Annotated in this window: 13 protein-coding genes and 1 tRNA gene; 9 read left to right on the forward strand and 5 right to left on the reverse strand. The window is 64.0% G+C overall.

Annotated elements, in window-relative coordinates; all coding sequences use genetic code 11:
• Nucleotides 1–25 precede the first annotated feature (25 nt).
• The 8 genes from MLE18_RS02150 (at nucleotide 26) to MLE18_RS02185 (ending at nucleotide 12,136) form a co-directional block, all read left to right on the forward strand.
• Nucleotides 26–1,489 (forward strand): glycosyltransferase family protein, encoded by a 1,464-nt coding sequence (locus tag MLE18_RS02150; protein ID WP_243366932.1) that lies wholly within the window; start codon nucleotides 26–28, stop codon nucleotides 1,487–1,489.
• Between the two features lie 38 nt (nucleotides 1,490–1,527).
• Nucleotides 1,528–1,603, forward strand: a tRNA-Ala gene (locus tag MLE18_RS02155).
• 1,405 nt (nucleotides 1,604–3,008) lie between these two features.
• Nucleotides 3,009–5,504, forward strand: a complete 2,496-nt coding sequence (locus MLE18_RS02160) for a plasma-membrane proton-efflux P-type ATPase (RefSeq protein ID WP_243366934.1) — start codon at nucleotides 3,009–3,011, stop codon at nucleotides 5,502–5,504.
• A gap of 547 nt (nucleotides 5,505–6,051) precedes the next feature.
• Entirely contained in the window at nucleotides 6,052–6,528 is a 477-nt protein-coding gene (locus MLE18_RS02165; RefSeq protein WP_243366936.1) for a DUF1269 domain-containing protein, read from the forward strand.
• Nucleotides 6,529–6,832: 304 nt separating this feature from the next.
• Nucleotides 6,833–7,588, forward strand: a complete 756-nt coding sequence (locus tag MLE18_RS02170) for a beta-phosphoglucomutase family hydrolase (RefSeq protein ID WP_243366938.1) — start codon at nucleotides 6,833–6,835, stop codon at nucleotides 7,586–7,588.
• Nucleotides 7,585–9,987 (forward strand): glycoside hydrolase family 65 protein, encoded by a 2,403-nt coding sequence (locus tag MLE18_RS02175; RefSeq protein ID WP_243366940.1) that lies wholly within the window; start codon nucleotides 7,585–7,587, stop codon nucleotides 9,985–9,987. Before MLE18_RS02170 ends, MLE18_RS02175 begins: the two co-directional genes overlap by 4 nt.
• Nucleotides 9,988–10,031: 44 nt before the next feature.
• Nucleotides 10,032–10,418 carry a response regulator gene (locus MLE18_RS02180; protein ID WP_243366942.1) on the forward strand — a complete coding sequence of 129 codons (387 nt, stop codon included), beginning with the start codon at nucleotides 10,032–10,034 and terminating at the stop codon, nucleotides 10,416–10,418.
• Nucleotides 10,419–10,711: 293 nt separating this feature from the next.
• Complete coding sequence (locus tag MLE18_RS02185) at nucleotides 10,712–12,136, forward strand: FAD-binding oxidoreductase (protein ID WP_243366944.1); 1,425 nt, start codon at nucleotides 10,712–10,714, stop codon at nucleotides 12,134–12,136.
• A 118-nt stretch (nucleotides 12,137–12,254) separates the two neighbouring features.
• Here MLE18_RS02185 and MLE18_RS02190 read toward each other — a convergent pair whose 3' ends face one another.
• From MLE18_RS02190 to MLE18_RS02200, 3 genes are all read right to left on the reverse strand, one after another.
• Entirely contained in the window at nucleotides 12,255–12,749 is a 495-nt protein-coding gene (locus MLE18_RS02190; RefSeq protein ID WP_243366946.1) for a hypothetical protein, read from the reverse strand.
• Nucleotides 12,750–13,214: 465 nt separating this feature from the next.
• The gene (ygiD, locus tag MLE18_RS02195; protein ID WP_243366948.1) at nucleotides 13,215–13,982 is read right to left on the reverse strand and encodes a 4,5-DOPA-extradiol-dioxygenase; all 768 of its coding nucleotides are present in this window, start codon (nucleotides 13,980–13,982) and stop codon (nucleotides 13,215–13,217) included.
• Between the two features lie 11 nt (nucleotides 13,983–13,993).
• On the reverse strand, nucleotides 13,994–14,899 hold the full coding sequence (locus tag MLE18_RS02200; protein WP_243366950.1) for a DMT family transporter: 906 nt from the start codon (nucleotides 14,897–14,899) through the stop codon (nucleotides 13,994–13,996).
• Between the two features lie 210 nt (nucleotides 14,900–15,109).
• Here MLE18_RS02200 and MLE18_RS02205 point away from each other — a divergent pair, with 210 nt between their 5' ends.
• Complete coding sequence (locus MLE18_RS02205) at nucleotides 15,110–16,477, forward strand: glycerate kinase type-2 family protein (protein WP_243366952.1); 1,368 nt, start codon at nucleotides 15,110–15,112, stop codon at nucleotides 16,475–16,477.
• A gap of 466 nt (nucleotides 16,478–16,943) precedes the next feature.
• Here the strand turns inward: MLE18_RS02205 and MLE18_RS02210 are convergent, their stop codons facing one another.
• Both MLE18_RS02210 and MLE18_RS02215 read right to left on the reverse strand, forming a co-directional pair.
• Nucleotides 16,944–19,715 carry a M16 family metallopeptidase gene (locus MLE18_RS02210; protein WP_243366954.1) on the reverse strand — a complete coding sequence of 924 codons (2,772 nt, stop codon included), beginning with the start codon at nucleotides 19,713–19,715 and terminating at the stop codon, nucleotides 16,944–16,946.
• 162 nt (nucleotides 19,716–19,877) lie between these two features.
• Nucleotides 19,878–22,499: a TIGR03960 family B12-binding radical SAM protein gene (locus tag MLE18_RS02215; RefSeq protein WP_336605552.1), complete on the reverse strand. Its 2,622-nt coding sequence runs from the start codon at nucleotides 22,497–22,499 to the stop codon at nucleotides 19,878–19,880.
• Nucleotides 22,500–22,525 lie beyond the last annotated feature (26 nt).

Here is a 22,525-nt window from a genome sequence, read left to right on the forward strand (position 1 = left end):
GAACCTGTAGCAAGGCTCCCAACACATGCCAAGCCCTCCCCGGCGCATGCGCCTGACGGACGAACTGGGCCAGCCGAAAACGCCCGGCACCGCGCGGGAGATTCTCGCCAGCGCGGACTCGCCGGACTGGCTGCTGCTCGGGCTCGGGCCGGACCCTGCCGCTCTGGCCGCCGGGCTGCCCCCCGAGGCGCGCGTGGCCTGGATCGAATGCCCGGACTTCGAGGCCCAGGCCGGGCCGGACTGGCTTGCGGCCATCCCGCCGCACTGGACGCGCCTGGAGGGGCTGCCCTCCCCGCCCGGCGGCAACATCTCCTTGTGCGTATCGAGCCTCCGGCTGTTCCCAGGCTTCTGGGGCCCGTTGATGGCTCGTCTGCGCCTACCCTCCCAGGCGGCCCCTTCGACAAAGCCGACGGTGCTCATGCCCGCATCATGCGGACGGCTGCTGCGCCGCGAGCTGCTGAAGGCATTCAGGGCGCGTGGTTTCCGCGTCCTGGAGATCCAGCCCGGGGAACTGGCGGCCGTGCTGCGCCGGGAGAGCCCATCCCTGTTCCTGAGCGTCAATTTCGACGGCCTGGACGAGTCGGGGTTCGACTACCACCTGCTCAGGCGCGCCGGGGTGCCCGTGGCCGTATGGTGCGTGGACAACCCTTTCCACGCCCTGAGCCGCCTGAAAGGCCTGTTCTGGCGGGAAATCCATATATTCGTCACCGACGGCTGGTTCCTGGAGTCCCTGCGCCGCCACGGAGCAGAACACGCATACCATTTGCCTCTGGCCGCCTGCCAGAGCTTCTTCGACGCAAGGCCCGACGCCCCGCAGCTTCAAGGCAGGTTGCTCTTCGTCGGCCGCAGCGGCTTTCCCGGGCGGGACGACTATTTCGCGGGCCTGCGCCCGCCGCAGGAGCTTCTGGATGAAGCCCTGGCCATGCTTCCGCAGGGCCAACGCCCGGACTACGCCTGGTGGCTCAAGCGCCTTGGCTGCGAAACCCTTTGGCCCGGCAGGCAGGCTCGTCTGGCCGGGCTTGGCGCGGAGTTGTGCGGCCAGGCCTGGCGCGCCGCCGTCATCGAGGGCGCGGCAGCGGCCGGCCCCCTGTCGGTCTGCGGCGACAAGCGCTGGCCGGAGCTGGCGCGGGCCACCTTCGAGCTGCTGCCCCCTGTGGACTACTACGGCCCCCTGGCCGGGATGTACGCCTCCTGCCGCTGCGTCATCGGGGCCACAAGCCCCTTATTGCCACGCGGTCTGAACCAGCGCCACTTTGACGTGTGGGCAGCGGGCGGCCTGTTGCTCTCCGACGACACCCCTGGCCTGGACATCTTCCCCGCCGATCTCATGCGGGAGATCGTCTTCCGCACGCCCGGCGAAATCCCCGAGGCCCTGCGCCGCCTGGAATCCGCGGGCGAGGCCCTGCGCACCGCCTGGCGGGAGCATATCGCCTCCCAACACACCTACGATGCCCGGGTGGAAACCATATTGAATCACGCCACCCCTTGACCGCCCCTGCAAAAAGGCTTAACTAGCCTGCCTCGCACGGGGGCGTAGCTCAGCTGGGAGAGCGCAGCGTTCGCAATGCTGAGGTCGTGAGTTCGATCCTCATCGCCTCCACCAAGAATATCGGGCACTCGGAAGTCATTTCCAAGTGCCCGTTTTCTTTGTGCATACAGAGCGGGCATACAATTGGCGGAACATGGCTTTGCCGCCAACTCTAATGTGTCCCTTGCATGCTCAGGAAATATGCGGAAGCCTTGTTCTACCCAAACGACACGATACATCTCCAGGAAATTCCTGACAAAACCAGCTAATTCGCAATCAGCAGGCCAGTGGTTCGATTCCCCTCGCTGGCTCGAGAAATACCAATGCCTTACGTTTGAATGAACGTAAGGCCTTTGCTGTTTTTGCTAACGTATTGCGAGACCTGGTTCACAACGGCCGACCCCTTCAGGCACCAAATCTTGCCCTGAATCCGCCTGTTGCCTTACAGGCGACTGGATTGCCCTAGGGTTTTCTTGGACACCAACTTGGACGTATGGAACGGACGTCCTGGAGGTGTCAGATGGGCAACGAATCGGCAGGTCGGAAGCGGCCAGGACGGACGCCGGCACGGCGATAATGAAGCGGCGCTTCATCATACTGCCTCTGGCCAAGACAGGTCGCCAACGCACGACATGCGCAAGTAATTTTGGGATATTTCATTTTGCCGCCCCCGGTTTGAGTTCAAGGGTGAGCTTTCGGAGATCCCTGGGGCAGGACATGAGGTTCGGCCAGAAATATCCCGGATTCCATCACGTTCGTCCGAGAAATGGGAGCAGGGGGGACAGCGTCATTGTGCCTGGACTATGAATTTAATTTTTATCATTAATGTCTGATTTGTAGCTTTTCCAGACGTCATTTTTCCCGCGTAATTCGTGAAAACCTCCGTCACACATTCGTGTTTCCCAGGCTATCTTGCGACTCGCAACGATTATATACAGACACAATGCGTCAATCCCTCTCTAGCATTGTTCATATCAGACAAACGTAAATTCGAGATCGTTCACCGGCTTCAACAGGCACTCCGAAAACACGCGAGGAATGATGCAGTGAAACGCTGGGCTGATTTCTCATGTCCTGCTGCCCGCTCCTTGTCTGGCGTACAGGTGAAGAGCAGGTGTGAGAGGAGTTCGCAATGAAATCTACGTCAAAGGGCAACCATAAACATGCTCCGGCAACATGCCACAGGGCATGTTGCCGGGCAGGCCTCACACCCTCCTGGAGGCGGCATTGCCATTGACCTTCTCGACGCTTTCGCTGCCGGCCAGCGACTCGCGGAGTTTGGTGCTGACCCTCACCTATTTCGTGATGTTGCTCTCGATACTTGCCCAAGGCCTGACGTTGGGCTGGATCGATCGAAAGGTTAGCATGTAGACTGGAGTCCTCATGCCTTCTTCATGCCAGGATGGCGGCAGGCCATAGCCTGGCGTAGAGATCTCGCAATTCGTACAACCCGCGGCAAAACAAAGGTGGAAGGCCCTCTATGGAACCAAATGTCCAGCCCGGAGTTCCAGTGGCGGAGCCGGGATCGAAGCCCGACAGGAAGGACGATACCAAAGGCAATTTGAAATCCCTTTCCATGCCGGAGTTGCTGGAACGGCTTGGATCGTCTCCGGATGGCCTCAGCCAAGCTGAAGCGCGGAGCCGGCTGGCCCAACACGGACCGAACGAGATACAGGAAAAGGCGACCAACGCCTTCCTGAAATTCCTCTCCTATTTTTGGGGGCCTATACCCTGGATGATCGAAGCGGCCGTGGTCCTGTCGGCGATTGCCCGCCACTGGCCGGACTTCGCCATCATCCTTCTTCTGCTACTGGCAAACGCCGTGGTGGGATTCTGGGAAGAACATCAGGCGGGCAACGCCATCGCCGCGCTGAAGGCCAAACTGGCGATCAGGGCTCGTGCGAAACGTGATGGAAAGTGGGTCACCCCGGAGGCGAGAGACCTTGTGCCCGGCGATGTCATCCGCTTGCGTCTGGGGGACATCGTGCCGGCGGATGCACGCCTCCTGGAAGGCGACCCGATAGAAGTTGATCAGTCCGCGCTTACGGGAGAGTCGTTGCCCGCCACGTGCGCATCCGGCGAGGCGGTGTTTTCGGGGGCGATAGTCCGGCAAGGCGAAATCGATGCAATCGTCTACGCCACCGGCAAGGACACCTACTTCGGCAAGACCGCGCAGCTGGTGCAGGTGGCCCGCACGGTCAGCCATTTCCAGCGAGCGGTGCTGAAGATCGGCAATTACCTGATCATCCTCGCAGTGTCCCTGGTGGTGCTGATTCTTTGTGTCGCGTTCTTTCGCGGCGACCAGATGCTCACCACGCTTCAGTTCGCACTGGTGTTGACGGTGGCCGCGATTCCCGTGGCCATGCCCACGGTGCTTTCTGTGACCATGGCCGTCGGCGCAAGGCTATTGGCCAGGAAAGAAGCCATCGTGACACGCCTGGCTGCCATCGAGGAGCTGGCGGGCGTGGACATCCTGTGTTCGGACAAGACCGGCACCTTGACCCAGAACAAGCTGACCTTGGGCGCTCCGTTCGCCGTTGACGGCGTCACCGCCGTCGACGTCATACGCAACGCCGCGCTGGCATCCCGCGCCGAAAACAAGGACACCATCGATTTGGCCGTGTTGGGCGGCCTGAGCAACGGTGAGGAATTGAAAGGCTATGAGGTGGTTCATTTCCAGCCGTTCGATCCGGTGCACAAGCGCACCGAGGCCACGGTCGTTGGCGCGGACGGAAAAGAGTTCAGAACGACCAAGGGCTCTGCACAGGTGATCATGGCGTTGTCGATCAACGCCGGGCAGGTGGAGCCAGCCGTCGAGAAGGCCGTCAATGAATTCGCGGCGCGGGGCTTCCGTTCGCTGGGCGTGGCGCGGGACGATGGAGGCGGTGCGTGGCGGTTTCTCGGCGTGTTGCCCCTGTTCGACCCGCCCCGGGAGGAAGCTAAGGCGACCATCGCCGCTGCTCGCCAGATGGGCGTCACGGTCAAGATGATCACCGGCGACCAATTCGCCATCGCCCAGGAGACAGCGGGGAAACTGGGGCTGGGCAAGAATATTCTGGACGCCTCCGGGTTCGGCGGCACGGATCATCCTGAGACGCCCCAATTGGCCGATGCCATAGAGCAAGCGGACGGCTTCGCCCAGGTATTCCCCGAACACAAGTTCCACATCGTGGATGTCTTGCAGAAACGAGGCCACATTGTGGGCATGACGGGCGACGGGGTGAACGACGCCCCCGCGCTGAAAAAGGCCGACTGCGGCATCGCCGTCTCAGGGGCGACGGACGCGGCGCGTGCGGCGGCGTCCATAGTATTGATGACATCAGGCTTGTCGGTGATCATACATGCCATCACTGAGAGCCGGAAAATCTTTCAGCGGATGAACAGTTACGCCATTTACCGCATCGCTGAAACCTTGCGCGTGCTGCTGTTCATGACGCTGGCGATTTTAGTTTTCAATTTTTACCCTTTGACTGCGGTGATGATCGTCATGCTGGCCCTGCTCAATGACGGCGCAATACTATCCATCGCCTACGACAACGTCCATTACAAGAACACGCCAGAGGCTTGGAACATGCGATTGGTGCTGGGGGTCTCCACTGTCCTGGGCGTCATAGGAGTCGTCTCCGCATTCGGCTTGTTTTATCTTGGCGAGCGGGTCTTTCATCTCGACCGTGCGCACATCCAGACCTTGATGTATCTGAAACTGTCCGTGGCTGGACATTTGACGATCTTCCTGACGCGCACGCGCGGGCCATTCTGGTCCATTCGCCCCGCACGGGTTCTCTGGATAGCTGTTCTTGGCACGCAAATACTGGCGACTCTGATCGCGGTGTATGGTGTGTTCATGACACCGCTCGGCTGGGGCTGGGCGCTGTTCGTATGGGGTTACGCTTTGATCTGGTTCGTCGTGAATGATAGACTGAAATTGCTCGCCTACCGGGTGCTTGATACAACTGCAACCGCCGCTGCTGGCTGAAACATGAATGTATATTCAATACTATGCGGTCACGCCCTTCAGCGTGATGTGGATTCTCATGCTCTCGATGTGGAACAGTCATGCCGCCTTGGTTGAAATATGTGTGGGTTCGACATCGTCGATCTTGGCGCTGAGTTCTCCCAAGGCAATCCACCCGTTAACTTGTTGCTCTGAGGTAGAATTGCCTCGCGACTCCAAACGGGGAGATTTTACATGAAGACGTCCCCTTACCTCGACAGCCCAGATTCCGAGCATTCTGGAGCTGGCCCAAAGCGGCGCACCCGTGCCTGAGCTTCACCCTGGCGCCCGGTCTTTCGTAGACAACCCGCACGAGGTTTCGGCCATCCGTTCAAGTTCCCGAAGCCCGGCCCCTCTTTTAGTTGACTGTCCTCCAGTCAAGAGTGTTATGTATGCTTAAGTCCTAGGACCGACATAGCATCCACCCATGAAGATTGAGGGCGTCGGTACTTTTGCTTTTTGCTGTGGTGCGGGCAGTTCCCAGAAGTCCGTTGGCCGATCCTGAATGACTTTGAAAAGGAGAGACACTATGAGCGAAATCGTTGCCGTGGCTTACGGAGAAGCGAGCAAGGCCGCCGATGTGCGCCGCCAACTGCTTTTGATGGAAAAGGAATACCTCTCGGAAGTCGAGGACGCCGTGGTAGTTGAAAAATTGCCCAACGGGAAGATCTTCCTCAATCATATGACACCGCTCAACATGGGGGAGTCACTCGGCAACACGTTCCTCGGAAACCTGCTCTCTCTGGTCATCCATGGTCCTGAACCATACGACGCCATCGAGCATCTCCCGGGTGCGGTCCAGGGGGCCCTTCGGGACGCGGGGGTCACCGACGCCTACATGAAAGATCTGGCAGAAGCGCTCAGGCCCGGGCAGTCCGCGCTCTTTGTGATGATCCGCCCTGGCGGTTCAGGCAAGGTCATTGAAAAGATGGGAGAGACCGGAGGAAAAATCGTCCACCTCAACCTGGCGCACAAGGACAAGAGCAGGCTGATCGTCTCTGCCTAGTGCGGCATCCTCTGTTTACTACGAACGCAAGGGGGGAATGTGCGGTCAGGCCATTACTGGCGGCTTGTTCCCCCTTTGTGATCTGCAGCCTAGGGAGGCCTCCCGGGCCAAGCCCCAGTGCCCATGAGCCCATGCCGGTTGCCGGGGGAGCCCCCCGCGATCTTCCGGCTGTCCTCAGCCCGACGCGGCCGGGTGCCGCGCGAGGAAGCAGGAGAATTCATACGCAGCGAGCCGCAACCATTCCAGAGCATGACGCTTGTAAGCGCCCCACAGCCGGACGGTGCGCCGTACACGGAGGCTGACCATGGATGAGAACGGATTGGGCTTGCCCGGCAGCATCCGCGCCTGTCTCTTCGACCTCGATGGCGTCCTCACCAAGACGGCGAGGCTTCACGCCGAGGCATGGAAGCGGATGTTCGACGACTTTCTCGCCAGCCGCGCCCGTGCGGACGGGCAACCATTCGTCCCCTTCGATGCGGTTGGCGATTATGACCAATACGTCGACGGCAAGCCGCGTGAAGACGGAATACGTTCGTTTCTTGAATCGCGCGGCATAAAGCTCTCCGAAGGGAAAAACGACGACCCGGAAACAGCGGAAACCATTCATGGGCTCGGAAAGCGCAAGAACGGTATTTTTCTCTCCCTGATGCGAGAACGGGGTGTGGAAGCATACCCCGGTTCATTGCGCTATGTGCGCGCGGTCAAGGCAGCCGGACTTCGCACCGCGGTGGCATCGTCGAGCACGAACTGCCGGGAGGCGCTCATTGCCGCCGGCATTGCGGAACTGTTCGACGCTCGCGTCGACGGCATCGTGGCCAGGGAGCGGCATCTCCCGGGCAAGCCGGCCTCGGACACCTATGTTGCGGCGGCCCGCGCTCTCGGCGTCGATCCTGCCGGGGCGGCGGTCTTCGAGGATGCCCTTGCCGGTGTGGCCGCAGGCCGCGCGGGCAAGTTTGGATTCGTGGTCGGCGTGGACCGCATGGATCAGGCCGACGAGCTTCGCAGTCACGGCGCCGACATTGTCGTCAACGACCTGGCTGCGCTCCTGGTGTCGAAGTGATCCTCCATCCTGCATTTCGCCTTGAGCCTTGGGCTCTTCACGAGACGGAACTCCACCTCGACCACCTGGCTCAGAGCGAATCGCTCTTTGCGCTTTCGAATGGCCACATCGGCTTGCGTGGCAACCTTGACGAAGGCGAACCCCACGGGCTGCCGGGAACATACCTGAACGGATTCTACGAACTGCGGCCCCTGCCCTATGCCGAGGCTCAATACGGGTTGCCTGAGTCCAGCCAGGCGCTCGTCAATGTCGCCAATTGCAAGCTGATGCGACTGCTCGTCAATGACGAACCTTTCGATGCCCGCTACGGCATCCTCCGGAGCCATGACCGCGTGCTTGATTTTCGCGCCGGCACCCTGGCGCGGACGGTCGAATGGACCTCACCGGCAGGGCAAACGGTGCGTGTGACCTCGACCAGGTTCGTTTCCTTCACGCATCGAACGATTGTCGGCATATGCTACGAGGTCGAACCGTTGGACTGGCCCGCCAACATCGTCGTGCAGTCCGAACTCGTCGCCAACGAGCAAATGCCCTCCTTCGACGGAGACCCCCGCGTTTCCAGCGCGCTGGAATCACCCCTGCTGCCTGTGGACCACCAAACACGGGATGCGGAGAACGTGCTGATCCATCGAACCCGCAAGAGCGGGCTGCACGTCGTAGCGGCGATGGATCATGTTGTCACGGGCACTTCCGGGGTGCATGTCGCTTCGGAAACCTCTTCAGATTCGGCCCGGATCGTCGTCACTGACGAACTCAAGCCGGGACAACGCCTGCGCCTGGTCAAGCTGGTGGCCTACGGATGGTCGTCCAAGCGCACGGTGTCGGCGCTGCGCGACCAGGTGGCCGCCGCCATAGCGGCGGCGCGACAGACCGGATGGGACAGCCTGCTCGAGGGACAGAGACAATACCTCAATGACTTCTGGGCGCGCGCCGATGTCGAGATAGCCGGAGATCCAGGGCTGCAGCAGGCTGTCCGCTTCGCCCTCTTCCATGTGCTCCAGGCGGGCGCACGGGCAGAGAGGCGCGCCATCCCCGCAAAGGGCCTGACGGGAAACGGCTACGACGGCCACTCGTTCTGGGACTCGGAGACGTTCATCCTGCCTGTCCTGACCTACACCATGCCGGCTGCCGCGGCCGATTCATTGCGCTGGCGCCACTCAACGATCAATGCTGCCCGGCGGCGGGCCGACGAGCTGGGCTTGGCCGGGGCCGCCTTCCCATGGCGCACCATCAACGGCGAGGAGTGCTCGGGGTATTGGCCCGCTGGAACCGCCGCATTTCACGTCAACGCGGACATCTCCGACGCGGTTATCCGCCATGTCAACGCAACCGGCGATGAAACTTTCGAGCGTGAAATCGGCATGGATGTTCTCGTGCAGACCGCGCGGCTGTGGCGCTCCCTCGGCCACCACGATCCGCACGGACGGTTTCGAATCGACGGCGTGACTGGCCCCGACGAGTACAGCGCCCTTGCCGACAACAATGTCTACACCAACCTCATGGCGGCCCGGAACTTGGCCGGCGCCGCCGACGCGTGCGAGCGCCACCAGGACAGGGCGAGCGATCTCGGTGTGACAGCCGAGGAAATGGCCGACTGGCGCGCCGTCGCGGACCACATCTATATTCCCTACGATAAACGGCGAGGCGTGCATCCACAGGCTGAAGGCTTCACCGACCACGAGGTGTGGAACTTCGCCGAAACGAAACCAGAACAGTACCCACTCATGATGCATTTTCCCTACTTCGACCTCTACAGAAAGCAGGTCGTGAAACAGCCTGACCTCGTACTTGCCATGCAGCTTTGCGGATATGCATTCACTCGCGATAAAAAATCAAGGAACTTTGAATACTACAACAAAATTACTGTCCAGGATTCTTCCCTGTCCGCATGCACGCAAGCCGTAATAGCCGCAGAGGTTGGCCATCTCCGGCTTGCGCTCGAATATGCCGCGGAAGCTGCGTTCATTGACCTGCAAGACATAAATCACAACGTACGGGATGGCCTGCATCTCGCTTCCCTTGCAGGGACATGGATTGCACTGGTCAACGGTTTCGGCGGCCTGCGAGATCACGCAGGCATATTGTCTTTTGCCCCGCGCCTGCCTGAGCACCTCACATCACTGGCCTTCTGCATTGTGTACCGCCAATTTTATCTTCGGGTGGAGGTGACAACGACCACCGCCACCTACAGGCTCACGCGGGGATCAGGCACGATGCAGATCACGCATCACGGAGAGCCGCTGACGCTGAACAATTTCGATCCAATCGAACGGCCGATTCCGGCTTCTATGCCAACCGAGTCGCCAACATTGCCTCCAGGCCGTGCGTTGTGCCTCCGCGAGCGGGGATCGGGCCTGTGGAGCCGGACGCAGCAGAGGAAGGGGTCTCCAGCGGGGTGATTGTCTGTCGGCCAGCGCCAGCTTTTGAAGGGCTTCGCGTCCTGGTGGCCGAGGACGACCAAATCAACCGGTTCCTGGCGGTCAATCTCCTTGGGCGGCTCGGCCACCAGGTGGAGGTAGCGCACAACGGACAAGAAGCCGTCGAGACGCTCAAGGCCGGGAACTTCGACCTGGTTCTCATGGACGTGCGCATGCCGGACATGGACGGGGAAGAAGCCGTAGCAGCCATACGGCGCGGTGATGCAGGAGAAGAGAAGGCCAAAGTCCCGGTGGTGGCCTTAACGGCCAACGCCCTGCGCGGAGACCGGGATCACCTCTTGGCCGCCGGCATGGACGATTACCTGGCCAAGCCCTTGGAATTAGCGGAGCTGGACCGGGTGCTGGCGGAGTTGCTGGCAAAACGGGACGGCATAAAGGCGCCCTTGGCGTAAACGCTCGCCTGGAGTCCTTTGGAAAGATCGGAGAAGAACATGAATACCTGTTCGATCCTCATCGCCTCCACCAAAAGAAACAGGGCCTCGCGGCAATAGCCGCGAGGCCCTGATTTTTTTGGGCTTCAACGCTCTTGTCCCGCCCTAGAAACATTGCCATAATTTCCCTCAGACTGTTATATCCCTCATGAACCCCGTTCTGGCTGCGTACCCCTGACGCCTGACCGCATCGAAGCCATGCTGGAGCCCGGCCCTGCCGTGCCCCCCGTGCGACCCACAACCAGGAGCATGTTATGGACAACGTACGCTTGCAGACCCTCTCCGGCGCTTCGGCGCTCGTGGACGGAACCGAAGTGGAGGCCCTGCGCGCCGCCCTGCGCGGGGGCCTGCTGCTGCCCGGCGACCCCGGCTACGACTCGGCCCGGTCGATCTGGAACGCCATGATCGACCGTCGGCCCGCCATGATCGTCCAGGCCTTGGGGGCAGTGGACGTGAAGGCGGCAGTGGATTTCGCCCGCAGGCACCAGGCGGTCCTGGCGGTGCGCGGCGGGGGGCACAACATCGCGGGCAACGCCGTCTGCGAGGGCGGCGTCATGATCGACCTCTCGCGCATGCGCTCCGTACGGGTGGACCCGGAATCCCGAACCGTCCGGGTCGACGGCGGCGCGATCCTCTCCGACGTGGACAGGGAGACCCAGGCCTTCGGGCTGGCCGTGCCGGTCGGGATCAACTCCACAACCGGCATCGCCGGGCTCACCCTGGGCGGCGGATTCGGCTGGACCAGCCGCACCTTCGGCCTGACCATCGACAATCTGCTCTCGGTGGACATCGTCACCGCCGACGGTGAGCTGAGGCGGGCGAACGCAAGGCTGAATCCCGACCTGTTCTGGGCGGTGCGCGGGGGTGGCGGCAACTTCGGGGTGGTGACGTCCTTCGAATTCGAACTGCACAGCCTCGGCCCGGAGGTCATCGCCGGGCTGCTGCTGCACCCCATCGCCGAGGCTCCGGCCCTGATGCGCGAGTACCGGCGGTTGGCGGCCGAGGCCCCGGACGAACTGAGCGCCTGGCTGGTGCTGCGCAAGGCGCCTCCGGCCCCGTTCGTACCAGTGGAGTGGCACGGCAAGGAGGTTATGATCATCGCTCTCTGCCACACCGGGACGCTCACGGCCGGAGAAAAGGACGTGATCCCATTCCGTAAGCTGGGCAAGCCCATCGTGGACCTTGTCGGGCCGCATCCCTTCGCCGGTTGGCAGGCCGCTTTCGACCCCCTGCTGAGCCCCGGGGCACGCAATTACTGGAAGAGCCACGACTTCAAGGAGCTTAGCGAGGGGGCCTGCGACGCGCTTCTAGACGCCGTCAAACGCTTGCCGGCGGACGAATGCGAGCTGTTCGTGGGGCACCTGGGCGGGCGGGTCAACCGCATTTCGCCCGAGGCCACAGCCTACACCCGCCGCGACGTGCAGTTCGTCGTGAACATGCACACCCGCTGGCGCGACACCGCGCAGGACGAAGCCTGCATCAACTGGGCGCGCGGCCTGTTCAAGGCGCTCACCCCCCACGCCCTGGGCTCGGTGTACGTCAACTTCATGCCTTCGGACGAGTTGGACCGCATCCGTGGCGCCTTCGGCTCCAACTATGAGCAGCTTGCGGAGGTGAAGCGCCGCTACGACCCCATGAACCTGTTCCGGTTGAACCAGAACATTTCCCAGGCGGGCTGAGGGGGCACAGGATGGAAGCTCCGGTCAAGGCTGGGCATCGGTAGTGATGGCTCGATTTGCGGTGTGCGCCGGAGGGATGACCTCCGGCGCTTCGTCATTCGGTGGGATAATGCTGATTTCAGTTCACGGGCATGGGAATCACCGTCGCGCTGCGGGCCGTTGCATACGTCAGGGGCAATTGCAGCGGCACGGCAAAGGGCAGCGGCGTGAGATACTCGTTCACGACCGCATAGGTGCCGGGGGCCGGTGAGCTGTAGATACCGCAGGTGCCGTCCGGGTTCTTGTAGCTGTGCGGAGTGGCTGTCTTGTTGGAGACTATTTCATAGAGTTTCGGGCCGAAACCGTACACCACACCCGGAGGAGCGGCGCTCAAATGCAAGGCTTGGCCGGTGCAGTCCGCCGATTCGTAGATCAGGCTTCCGGCGACGAGGGTTCCATCGAGATTGAACGACAGAAAGCGTTTGATTTTCTCGTTATAGAACGCATAGCCGCCGAACTTGAGCAGGACCCCGATCTTCACCCCGGCGGCGTCATACGCGTAAAGCTGAGCCCGGGCGGAACCGGCCGCCCCCAAAACCGCCAGGAAACAGGCCAGGATGACGATGTTCTTCATAGCCAACCCCTTGATGTTGGGGCGCACGTACCATGCCTCCCGGCATGCCTGCAATAATCCTGGCAGATCGACTGCAACACCTTCTGTTAACTCGATATGTTAACACCAGCCAACGAGGGACATGCGCCCAGATACAACGTTAATCCCGCACGGAATTGCACTGGCGAAGCATCCATAGCATGCGAACTGCGGCACAACTTAGCCTAAATGTGGTACGATTACGACATGATAACTTCCGACCTGCGGCCGGCCTGATGGATGCTTCCTGGTAGCCGAAGCCGGGAGCATCGTGGGGGCTTGAAAGGAGACATGGCTCCGAAGGCTGTTCCCACGTCAGGAGGAGGGCTGCGCGAGAGGGGTGCGAATGGTTCAAGGAGGAAGGATTCAAGGCCGGGCAAGTGCATCGCGCCTGAAGGCCTGCGGAGAGACGCTTGGCCCCGGGCGAGATGGCGGAGGCGACCTGCCCTAGCCGAACACGGCGCTGCGCATGGAGATCGAGGAGAGGTCGAACCCCTCCGCGAACCAGCGCGGCTTCTCGTCGTGGCTGGCCGCGCCCAGGGCGTAGAGCAAGGGCCAGTAGTGCTCGCTGGTTGGCACCGAGAGTTTGCCCGCCTTGCCGAACCTGGCCGGATCGAAGAGTTCCTCGTCCGCGCAGCGCTCCACGGCGTCCCGCACGGCCTCGTCGAACTCCACGGCCCAAGCGTGGGGCGGCTCGGAGCGACGCAACATGCCAAGATTATGCACGATATTTCCGCTGCACAGTATCAAGACACCCTCTTCTCGCAGGGGCGCCAGTTCGCGGCCGATCGCATGGTGCGCTTCAGGAGCCGCGTGCATGTCGATGCTCAGCTGGCAGACCGGGATATCCGCTTCGGGGTACATGGCGCGCAGCACGCACCAGGCCCCGTGGTCCAGCCCCCACTCCGGGTCCGGGGCGACGGAGGCGGATTTCACGGCCCGCATGGCGGCCCCGGCCGTTTCAGGCGACCCGGGCGCGGGGTAGGTGATGTCGTAGAGGGCCTGGGGGAATCCCCAGAAGTCGTGGATGGTTTCCGGCCGTGCCGCGGTGGCCGCGAACGATCCTTCGGTCAGCCAGTGGGCGCTTACACAGAGGATGGCTTCGGGCCTGGGCATCTCGCGGGCGGCCTCGCTCCATTGGGGCGAGAAGGGATTGGCCTCCACGGCGTTCATGGGGCTGCCGTGTCCGATGAAGATTGCAGGCATGCGTCGCATGGTTCGTCCTCTCATCTCCCGGCTCGCAGCATCCGGGTGTCCACTGTTGCGGCCAGGATCCCGCCCACCACCAGCACGCCGCCCAGCACGTGGGCGGCCCTGACCTGCTCGCCAAGAATCACCAGCGAAGCCACCGCCGCGAACAGCGGCAGCGAATAGTACACCACCCCGGCCATCACGGGGCCGATGGCCGCGATGGCCCTGGTCCAGAGCAGATAGGCCGCGAAGGAGCAGCCCACCCCCGCGTACAGGATGGCGGTGATGACCGGCATCGTGAAATCCGGCCTGGGCATGACCAGGGCCTCCCAGATCACGAAGGGCACGGTGAAGGCCAGGCCCAGGCCGAAGGTGGCGGCGTTGAAGCCTTCCACGGATATCTCCGCAGGGCGGTTGCGCACCAGCAGGGAATAGAGTGCGAAGCAGGCCGCGCCTGCCAGGGCCCAAAAGTCGCCTGAGGTGAACTGCACGGAGGCCAGCCTGCTCCACTCCCCCCGGGAGATGAGCACCAGCACGCCGGAGAGAACCACCACAAGCCCGAAGAGCCTGCGCCGGGTGATGGGCTCGCCATAGAATATCCGCGACATGATGATGATCATGATCGGCGCGGTGGGCACCAGCAGGGCCATGTTCAGGCTCTCCGTGGTCTGCCCGGCCTTGTAGATGAGCGTGTTCAGGGCGCTGACGCCCACAAGGGCCATGACGCACAGATAGCGCCAGTGGCGGCGCATGTCGGGGAGGTCGGCGCGCAGCCTGGGCAGGGCGAAGGGCAGCAGGCAGGCCAGGGCCACGACCCAGCGCCAGAAGTTGAGCTGGAATGGGGGGATGTTCTGGGCGACGCCCCTGGCCAGGACGAAATTGCCCGCCCAGATGATGGTTGCCGCCAGCGCGGCCGCCATCCCGGCGTTTTTTGTCTTCATGGAGTTTGCGGCTTCTCTGGGATTCGGGTCGGACGATGCTGTTTCGAAACGATGCGTCATGATAATCGCATCGATCCGGGGAGGCAAGCTCCGGCCGTCCTGCGGCTTCGCACCTTCGCCCCCCTGGACAGGCGCGGCGAATTCGGGAAAAGGTTCCCGAATCCGGTTGGGCGTTCAAGCGCCGGACAATTCGTGCACGCGGAGGAGCCCATGAAGGAATTCGACCATTTGACCCAGATGTTCACCGCCGCCCTGGAGCGCGTGGACCCCTACAAGATGATCGTGAACCATGTGCGGCTGGAGGGCTCCCGGCTGGCCGTCGACTTCGAGGGCGAGCACCACGAGGTCAACCTGGACGATTTCAGCCGCGTGCTGGTGCTGGGCGCGGGCAAAGCGTCCGCGCGCATGGGCAAGGCCCTGGAGGACATCCTTTCCGACCGCATCACCAAGGGCCTCATCTCGGTGAAGTACGGCCACGCGGAACCGCTCAAGCACATCGAGGTGGTGGAGTCCGGCCACCCAACCCCCGACGAACAGGGCGTGGGCGCGGCCCAGCGCATCGCCGACCTGGTGCGCGGCGCCGACGAGAAGACCCTCATCCTCAACCTGATCTCAGGCGGCGGTTCGGCCCTGCTGCCCTGCCCCCTGGTGCTGGACCACCCCGACGGCCCCATCAACCTGACCCTGGCCGACAAACAGAACATGACCAAGGCCCTGCTGGCCTGCGGCGCGGACATCGGCGAGATCAACTGCATCCGCAAGCACATCTCCGGCGTGAAGGGTGGCAGGCTCCTGCGTCTGATGCAGCCCGCGCGCAGCCTGAACTTCATCCTCTCCGACGTGGTGGGCGACCGGCTGGACACCATCGCCTCCGGCCTGACCAGCTTCGACGAGACCACCTTCGAAGACGCCATGTCCATCATCGAGAAGTACCAGCTCTACGACAAGGCCCCTCCGGGCGTGATGCGCACCCTGACGCTGGGCGTGCAGGGCAAGATCGAGGAGACACCCAAGGCCGGCGACCCGGCCACGGAGCTGGCCACCAACATCCTCATCGGCTCCAACCAGGCCGCGCTGCTGGCCGCCTGCGAGACCGCCAGGAGCCTGGGGTACAACACCACTGCCCTGACCTGCGCCCTCACCGGCGAATCCCGTGAGGCGGCCAAGTTCCTCTGGGGCATCGCCAAGGACGTGCGCAAGTCCGAGATGCTGGTGAAAAAGCCCGCCTGCATCATCGCCGGGGGCGAGACCGTGGTGACGCTCAAGGGCGAGGGCAAGGGCGGCCGCAACCAGGAGATGGCCCTGGCCTTCCTGGCCGAGATTGCCCGCGACGAGCTCAAGGGCAGGGACATCTACTTCCTGTCGGCCTCCACCGACGGCACCGACGGCCCCACGGACGCCGCGGGGGCCTACGCCTCGGCCGAGCTTATCGAGCTGGCTGCCAAGGCCGGGCTCTCCATCAACGGCTCACTGAAAAACAACGACTCCTACCACTTCTTCGACAAGATCGGATACCTGCTGAAAACCGGTCCCACCATGACCAACGTTTGTGATTTGCACATGGTGATTGTTATTTAGGACTACGAAGAACAACTTTGGAAACAGGAACAGCCCGGGCGGAAGCCTGGGCTGTTTCGCTTTCGAGCGCCTGTCGCGCTGTGCGATCCCATCCGTCGGGAACGCCTCCGGGGGCCAAAGGGGCACCGCCCCTCTGGACTCCCATAGCGCTGCGCATTAAAATCCGATTCATCCCTTCCACTTTGACGCAATGAACCACATTGTCTGTTCATTGGGACTGTTCCGGGCGGCGCATGACGTTATTCTTCCGATATGTCGGCGTGCGCCGCCCGGTAGAGGCACAATGAACAGACTCAAACCCCATCGGCTGCCATCGATGCCGCTCGGGGTTCAAAAGGGCGAAACCCATTGGCCGCCGTAGCCATTACCCCACTCGTCACGCGAGAATAACAAAACGCCCCCAGGCGGAGCATACCGCCAGGGGGCGCGTTTCATCCATACAACCGGACGGCCAGACCGGATACGGCTACGGCTCTATGCTGAACAGGTACGCCTTGTTCGCGTCCAGGTACTTGGCCGCCACCTTGGCCACCTGCTCGGGGCTCAGCGCCGCCACCTTGCCCAGCATTTCGCGGTCGTAGTTGAGGGGCAGGTCCATTATGAGGTTGCCCGCCGCCTCCAGGCTGCGGCTGGCAATGCTTTGGTGCCCCTGGTAATAGTCGCCCTCGATGGAATTACGGGCCCTGTCCAGTTCGTCCTTGCCCAGCCCCTCCGCGGCCACCTGCCCGGCGATTCGCCTGAAGCCCTCCAGGGCCTCGCCGGTCTTGTCCGGGGTGGTGCCGATGTAGAAGGCCAGGAAGCCCGCCCTGGGCGCCTGCCACAGGAAGGCCGTCACAGTGTAGCCCAGGCCGCGCTGGTCGCGCAGGTCCTGGAAGAGCAGCCCGCCCTGGCCGGCCAGCGCGGTCTTGAGCACCTCCAGCGAGGCGGTGTCCTCGCTGTCGCGGCCCTCCACGGGGAAGATCATGAACAGGTGGGACTGGGTCCTCTCCGGCAGCTGGATGGTCTTGGAGCGCTCCGGACCCCAGGCTGGGGCGTTGATGGCCGGGGCCTTGGCCGCCGGGGCCTTGGCCAGGCGCGCGGCCGTCTCCAGCACGGCCTTGCGGTCGAACACGCCGCACACGGACATGACCCAGGGCATGGAGCGCTGCTTCTCCCAGTAGGCGCGGGCCTGCTCCCGGGTGAATGCCGCCACGGCGTCGGGCTGCCCGGCCCGGAAGTAGCCGTAGTGGCTGCCGGGGAACAGGAAGGGGTAGATGTTGCGGAAGGCCAGGCTGGTGGGTTTGTCCGAGGCCTGGTCGATCTGGGCCAGCTGGAGCTTCTTGGCGCGCTCCAGCTCGGCGGAATCGAAGGCGGGCTCCAGCACGGCGTCGGCCAGCAGGGCCAGCACGTCGCGCTCGAACCGCGAAGGGTAGCGCGCGCTGAGCAGGAAGGCGTCGCGCCCGGCGGAAGCCCCCAGGGAGGCGGCCCTGTTGCCCAGGAATTCGTCGATCTCGGGTGCCTGGCGCTTGCCCACGGAGCGGGTCAGGCTCTTGGAGACCAGTTCGGAAAGCCCCTGCTCTCCGGGGGAGAGCAGGCCGTCGCCGCCTCGGTAGGCCAGGGTCACTGAGGCGTAGGGCATGGTGGGGTCGGGCTGCAGCACCAGGATGTGCCCGCCGCCCAGTTCCACCACCTCGGGGGCGGAGGCCTTGCCGCCCTGCCCCGCCGCCTGGGGTGCCACCGGCGGAGCCGGCCAGGATGCCTTCAGCCCCGCAAGCAACTTCGCGGCCAGGGTGTCGGCCTCGGCCTGCTCCTTGCCGGGCACCAGCAGGGAGAGCGCCGCGTTGCCGGGCTGGACGTACTCCGTGAGCAGGCCCTGCAACTGGGCGCGGTCCACGTTGCGCACGTCGTAGACCACGTTGGCCTCGCCGTCCGGGCCGTAGCCGTTGAACTGGTAGTAGGCCAGCTTGGTGGCCAGGCCGCCGATGGTCTCCTTGGCCCGGAAGAGATGGTCCTCGATATTGAGCTTGGCCCGGTCCAGCTCCTCGTCGGTGAAGCCGTCGGCCTTGAGCGAGGCCAGGTCGCGGCCCAGCTCGGCCCAGAAGGCCTCCAGCTTGTCCTGCTTGAGCGTGGCGTCGATGGTCAGCATCCCGCCGCGCTCCAGGGTGATGGAGGAGACGTCGATGTCGTTGGCCAATTGAAGCTCATAGACGTACTTGCGGTGGAATTTCGAAGTCTTGCCGCCGCCGAGCAGGTCGGAGAGCACCTCCAGGGGCACGTCCTTGGCGGAGTGCAGGCCCGGCACGGCGAAGCTCACGCGCAGGTAGCAGGTGTTCCAGTTGCCGGGCACGGCGCGGGCCACGGGGCCGCCGGTGTTGGCGGGCATGTCGCGCATGTCGGGCGGGGAGACGGAGCGGTCGTTCTCCAGGGAGCCGAACACGGCCTGGGCCTCGCGGTAGACCTGCTGGGCGTCCACTTCGCCCACCACCACCAAGAGCATGGACTGGGGCTGATAGTGCTTGGCGATGTAGTCCTTGAGGTCCTGGGGGGTCACGGCGTTGACCGTCTCGCGCGAGCCGATGATGGGGTGCTCGTAGGGCGTGCCCTTCCAAGTCAGGGCCTGGCTCAGCTTGAACAGTCGCTGGCCCGGGTCGTCCAGGCCGCGCTCCATTTCGGAGATGACGACCTTCTTCTCCTGCTCCAGCTCTTCGGGCAGGAATTTGGCCCCGAAGATCATGTCCTGGAAGGCGTCCAGGCCCAGCTTCCAGTGTTCGCTGGGCAGGTCGGCCATGTACTGGGTGTAGTCGAAACTGGTGGCGGCGTTGGTGTCGCCGCCCACACCCTCGATGTCGGCGGCTATGCCGCCCTTGGGGCGCTTGGCCGTGCTGTTGAAGACCATGTGCTCCAGCAGGTGGCTGATGCCCTCCTGGGCCTTGGTCTCGTAGGAGGATCCGGCATGCACGTAGAGGCGCTCAGCCACCAGGGGGAAACGCTTGTCCTCCACCACCAGCACGGTGAGCCCGTTGGGCAGCCTGGCCAGGAGGCGGCCGTCCGTGACGGGCATGTTCAGGCTCTCAGTGACCGTGGAGGGTGCGGCAGCCGCCTTGACGGGCTGGGGCTGCACCGGCTGCGGGGTGGGTGTGACCTCCGCCTGGGCCGGGGGCTGCGTCTGCTGCCGGCCGCCCAGGTGGAAATGGTAGACGAGCCCGGCCGCCAGGAGCGCGGTCACGAGCAGGTATCCGAAAAGCCTGCGGTTCATCATGGTGCGACCTCTTTGGATAAACCGGCCGCCGCAGGGAGCCAGCGCCGCCTAAGCGCTGGCCCCCACGGAGCCACAATCGGCTATCCATAATACATTCGCACCCTTGCGGCTAGTGCGCCGAACATGAAACCTCCGTCATGTTCGCCGCCCAACCAGATGGGATCATTCGAATATCTGGCGGATCTTGGTCAGGGTAAAGTCCTTGAAAGAAATGTCCTCGTTCACGGCCTTCACCAGCTTGAGGGGGCTGACGTAACGGTTGCCCGCCCAGGAGAAGGTCAGGCGCAGCGTATTGGGGGACTCCTGAGCCATGGCGGCGGCCAAGGGACGGATGTCCACCGTGCGGGAGCCCTTCTTGGTCACGCTGAACCAGGGGAAGTTCTCCCGGGCCCAGAAGGCGCGCCACTGCTCCATGCGGGCGGCCAGTTCGTCGCCTTCCAGCAGGAACTCCAGCAGGAACTCCTCGGCCACGGGCTGAGCCACCTTCTTGCCCATGCCCAGCTCGTCCACGCGCGTCACGCGCAGGCCCTCGGGCAGCGCCGCGTCCAGGCGCGAGGACACCTCGGCCGACGCGGCCGGTTCGCGCAGGAACAGGGCGAACCACTCCTCCAGGCTCTCCACGCCAACGGGCAGGGCCCATCCGAAGGTGATCATCGGCATGGGGTGGAACCCGGCGGAGAAGGCGGGCTTGAGCTCGGAGCGGCGCAGGGCGCGCTCCAGCACGTTGGCCAGCTCCAGCTGGCTCAGGTAGGCCGCCGGGCCGGTCTTGGAGAACCAGACCCGGAAGTGGGCGGCGCGGTGGGTCAGCTCCTCGCGGGGCTGGGGCTGGCCAGGGCGTTCGGAGGCGCGCTCCACGGCAACTCCGGCTTCCAGCTCACCGGCTTCCCGATCCCCGGCCGCCTGGGCGACCCTTTCCGCCTCAAGCGAAGCCTTCCACTCGGGCTCGGGTAGATTCACGCGCGGGCGCACGCCGGGGGTGTGCAGTTCCGGCTCGGGGCACAGCTCGGGGCAGGCCCCGCACTGGCGGCAGGACCCGAAGCGGCAGTCCTGGGTGTATTTCTCTTCCAAGGCGCGCTTGCGCTCGCGCAGCTGATAGGCCTTGCCCACGCCGCAGCGCAGGTGGTCCCAGGGCAGGGGCCGTTCCGGGTCGCGGGCGTCCAGGTAGGCCTGGGCGTCGATGGAGCATTCCTCGAAGGCCTGCTCCCAGAGCGAGACGTCGAGCATGTCCACCCAGCTGCAGAACAGCGCCCCCAGGCGGTAGGCGCGCTCCACGGCCGGGGCCAGGGCCCTGTCCCCGCGCGAGAACACGCCTTCAAGCCAGCTCATGCCCGGCTCGTGCCAGCGCATGGTGATCTTCTTGTAGGGGGCCAGCGCCTGGCGCACCAGGGCCAGCCTGCGCTCGGTCTCCTCGCGGCCGATCTGGGCCTCCCACTGGAAGGGGGTGTGCGGCTTGGGCACGAAGGTGGAGAGCGCCGCCGTGACCTGCAGCCGCTTGGCTCCCGGCGGGGCGCAGCGCAGCACCTTCACGGCCAGGTCGGCGATGGCCAGCAGGTCCTCGTCGGTCTCGGTGGGCAGGCCGATCATGAAATAGAGCTTGATGGACTGCCAGCCAGAGGCGAACAGCCGCGTGGCGTGGGCCAGGATGTCCTCTTCGGTGATGCCCTTGTTGATCACCGCGCGCAGCCTGGCGCTGCCCGCCTCCGGGGCCACGGTGGCGCCGGTGCGGCGCAGCTTGGCCATGAGCGAAAGCATCCTGGGCGTGAGCGTGCCCGCGCGCAGCGAAGGCAGGCTGATGGCCACCTGGTCGGCCAGGCAACGCCCGGCGGACTGCTCGAACAGGCTCTCCAGCGAGGAGAAGTCGCCGGTGGACAACGAGAGGAAGGAAAGCTCCTCGTAGCCGGAGACCGTGAGCCCCTCGTCGGCCAGCCGCGAAAGTTCCGGCAGGCTGCGCTCGCGCACGGGGCGGTAGATCATGCCCGCCTGGCAGAAGCGGCAGCCCCGCGTGCAGCCCCGGGCGATCTCCAGGCTCATGCGGTCATGCACGGCCTGCCCGCAGGACACCGTGGGCAGCAGCGGGAAGGGCGCGGCGTCCAGGTCGGCCACCACGGCCTTCTCCACACTGTCGTAGCCTTCGAGCAGGGGTTTGCCGTCCTCGAAGAACGAGGGCACGTACACCCCGCGCACCTTGGCCAGCTCCTCCAACTGCTCCCGGCGGCTTAGCCCGCGCGCCTTGAAGCCCGGGATCATCTCCAGGATGTCCGGCAGCACCTCCTCGCCGTCGCCCAGCACGAAGGCGTCCACGAAGGGGGCCAGCGGCTCGGCGTTGAAGGCGCAGCCGCCGCCCGCCAGCACCAGCGGGTGGGAGGCGTCGCGCTGCGCGGCGTGCAGAGGCAGCCCGGCCATGTCGAGGATGAAGAGCACGTTGGTGTAGCAGAGCTCATGGGTCAGGTGGAAGGCCAGGGCGTCGAGTTCGGCCAGCGGCGTGTCCGATTCCAGGGTGCACAGGGGCGCGCCGTGCTCGCGCATGATGGCGGCGGCTTCCTTGGAGGGGGCGTAGACGCGTTCGGCCCAGAGCCCCTCGCGGCGGTTGACCGCCTCGGAGAGGATTTTCTGGCCGAGGTAGCTCATGCCGACCTCGTAGAGGTCGGGAAACGCGAGGGCGACGCGGGCCGAGACCCGGGCGGGGTCTTTGCGGACCGCGCCCCACTCGGCCCCGGCGAAGTGGCTGGGCTTCGGAAGAAGGCGCAGGATATGGCGCATGGTGAAAATAATGGACCGGCGCACGGATGCGCCGGTCCGGTAGAGGTCGG

Source organism: Fundidesulfovibrio soli (assembly GCF_022808695.1).
GTDB classification, from domain to species: Bacteria; Desulfobacterota; Desulfovibrionia; order Desulfovibrionales; family Desulfovibrionaceae; genus Fundidesulfovibrio; species Fundidesulfovibrio soli.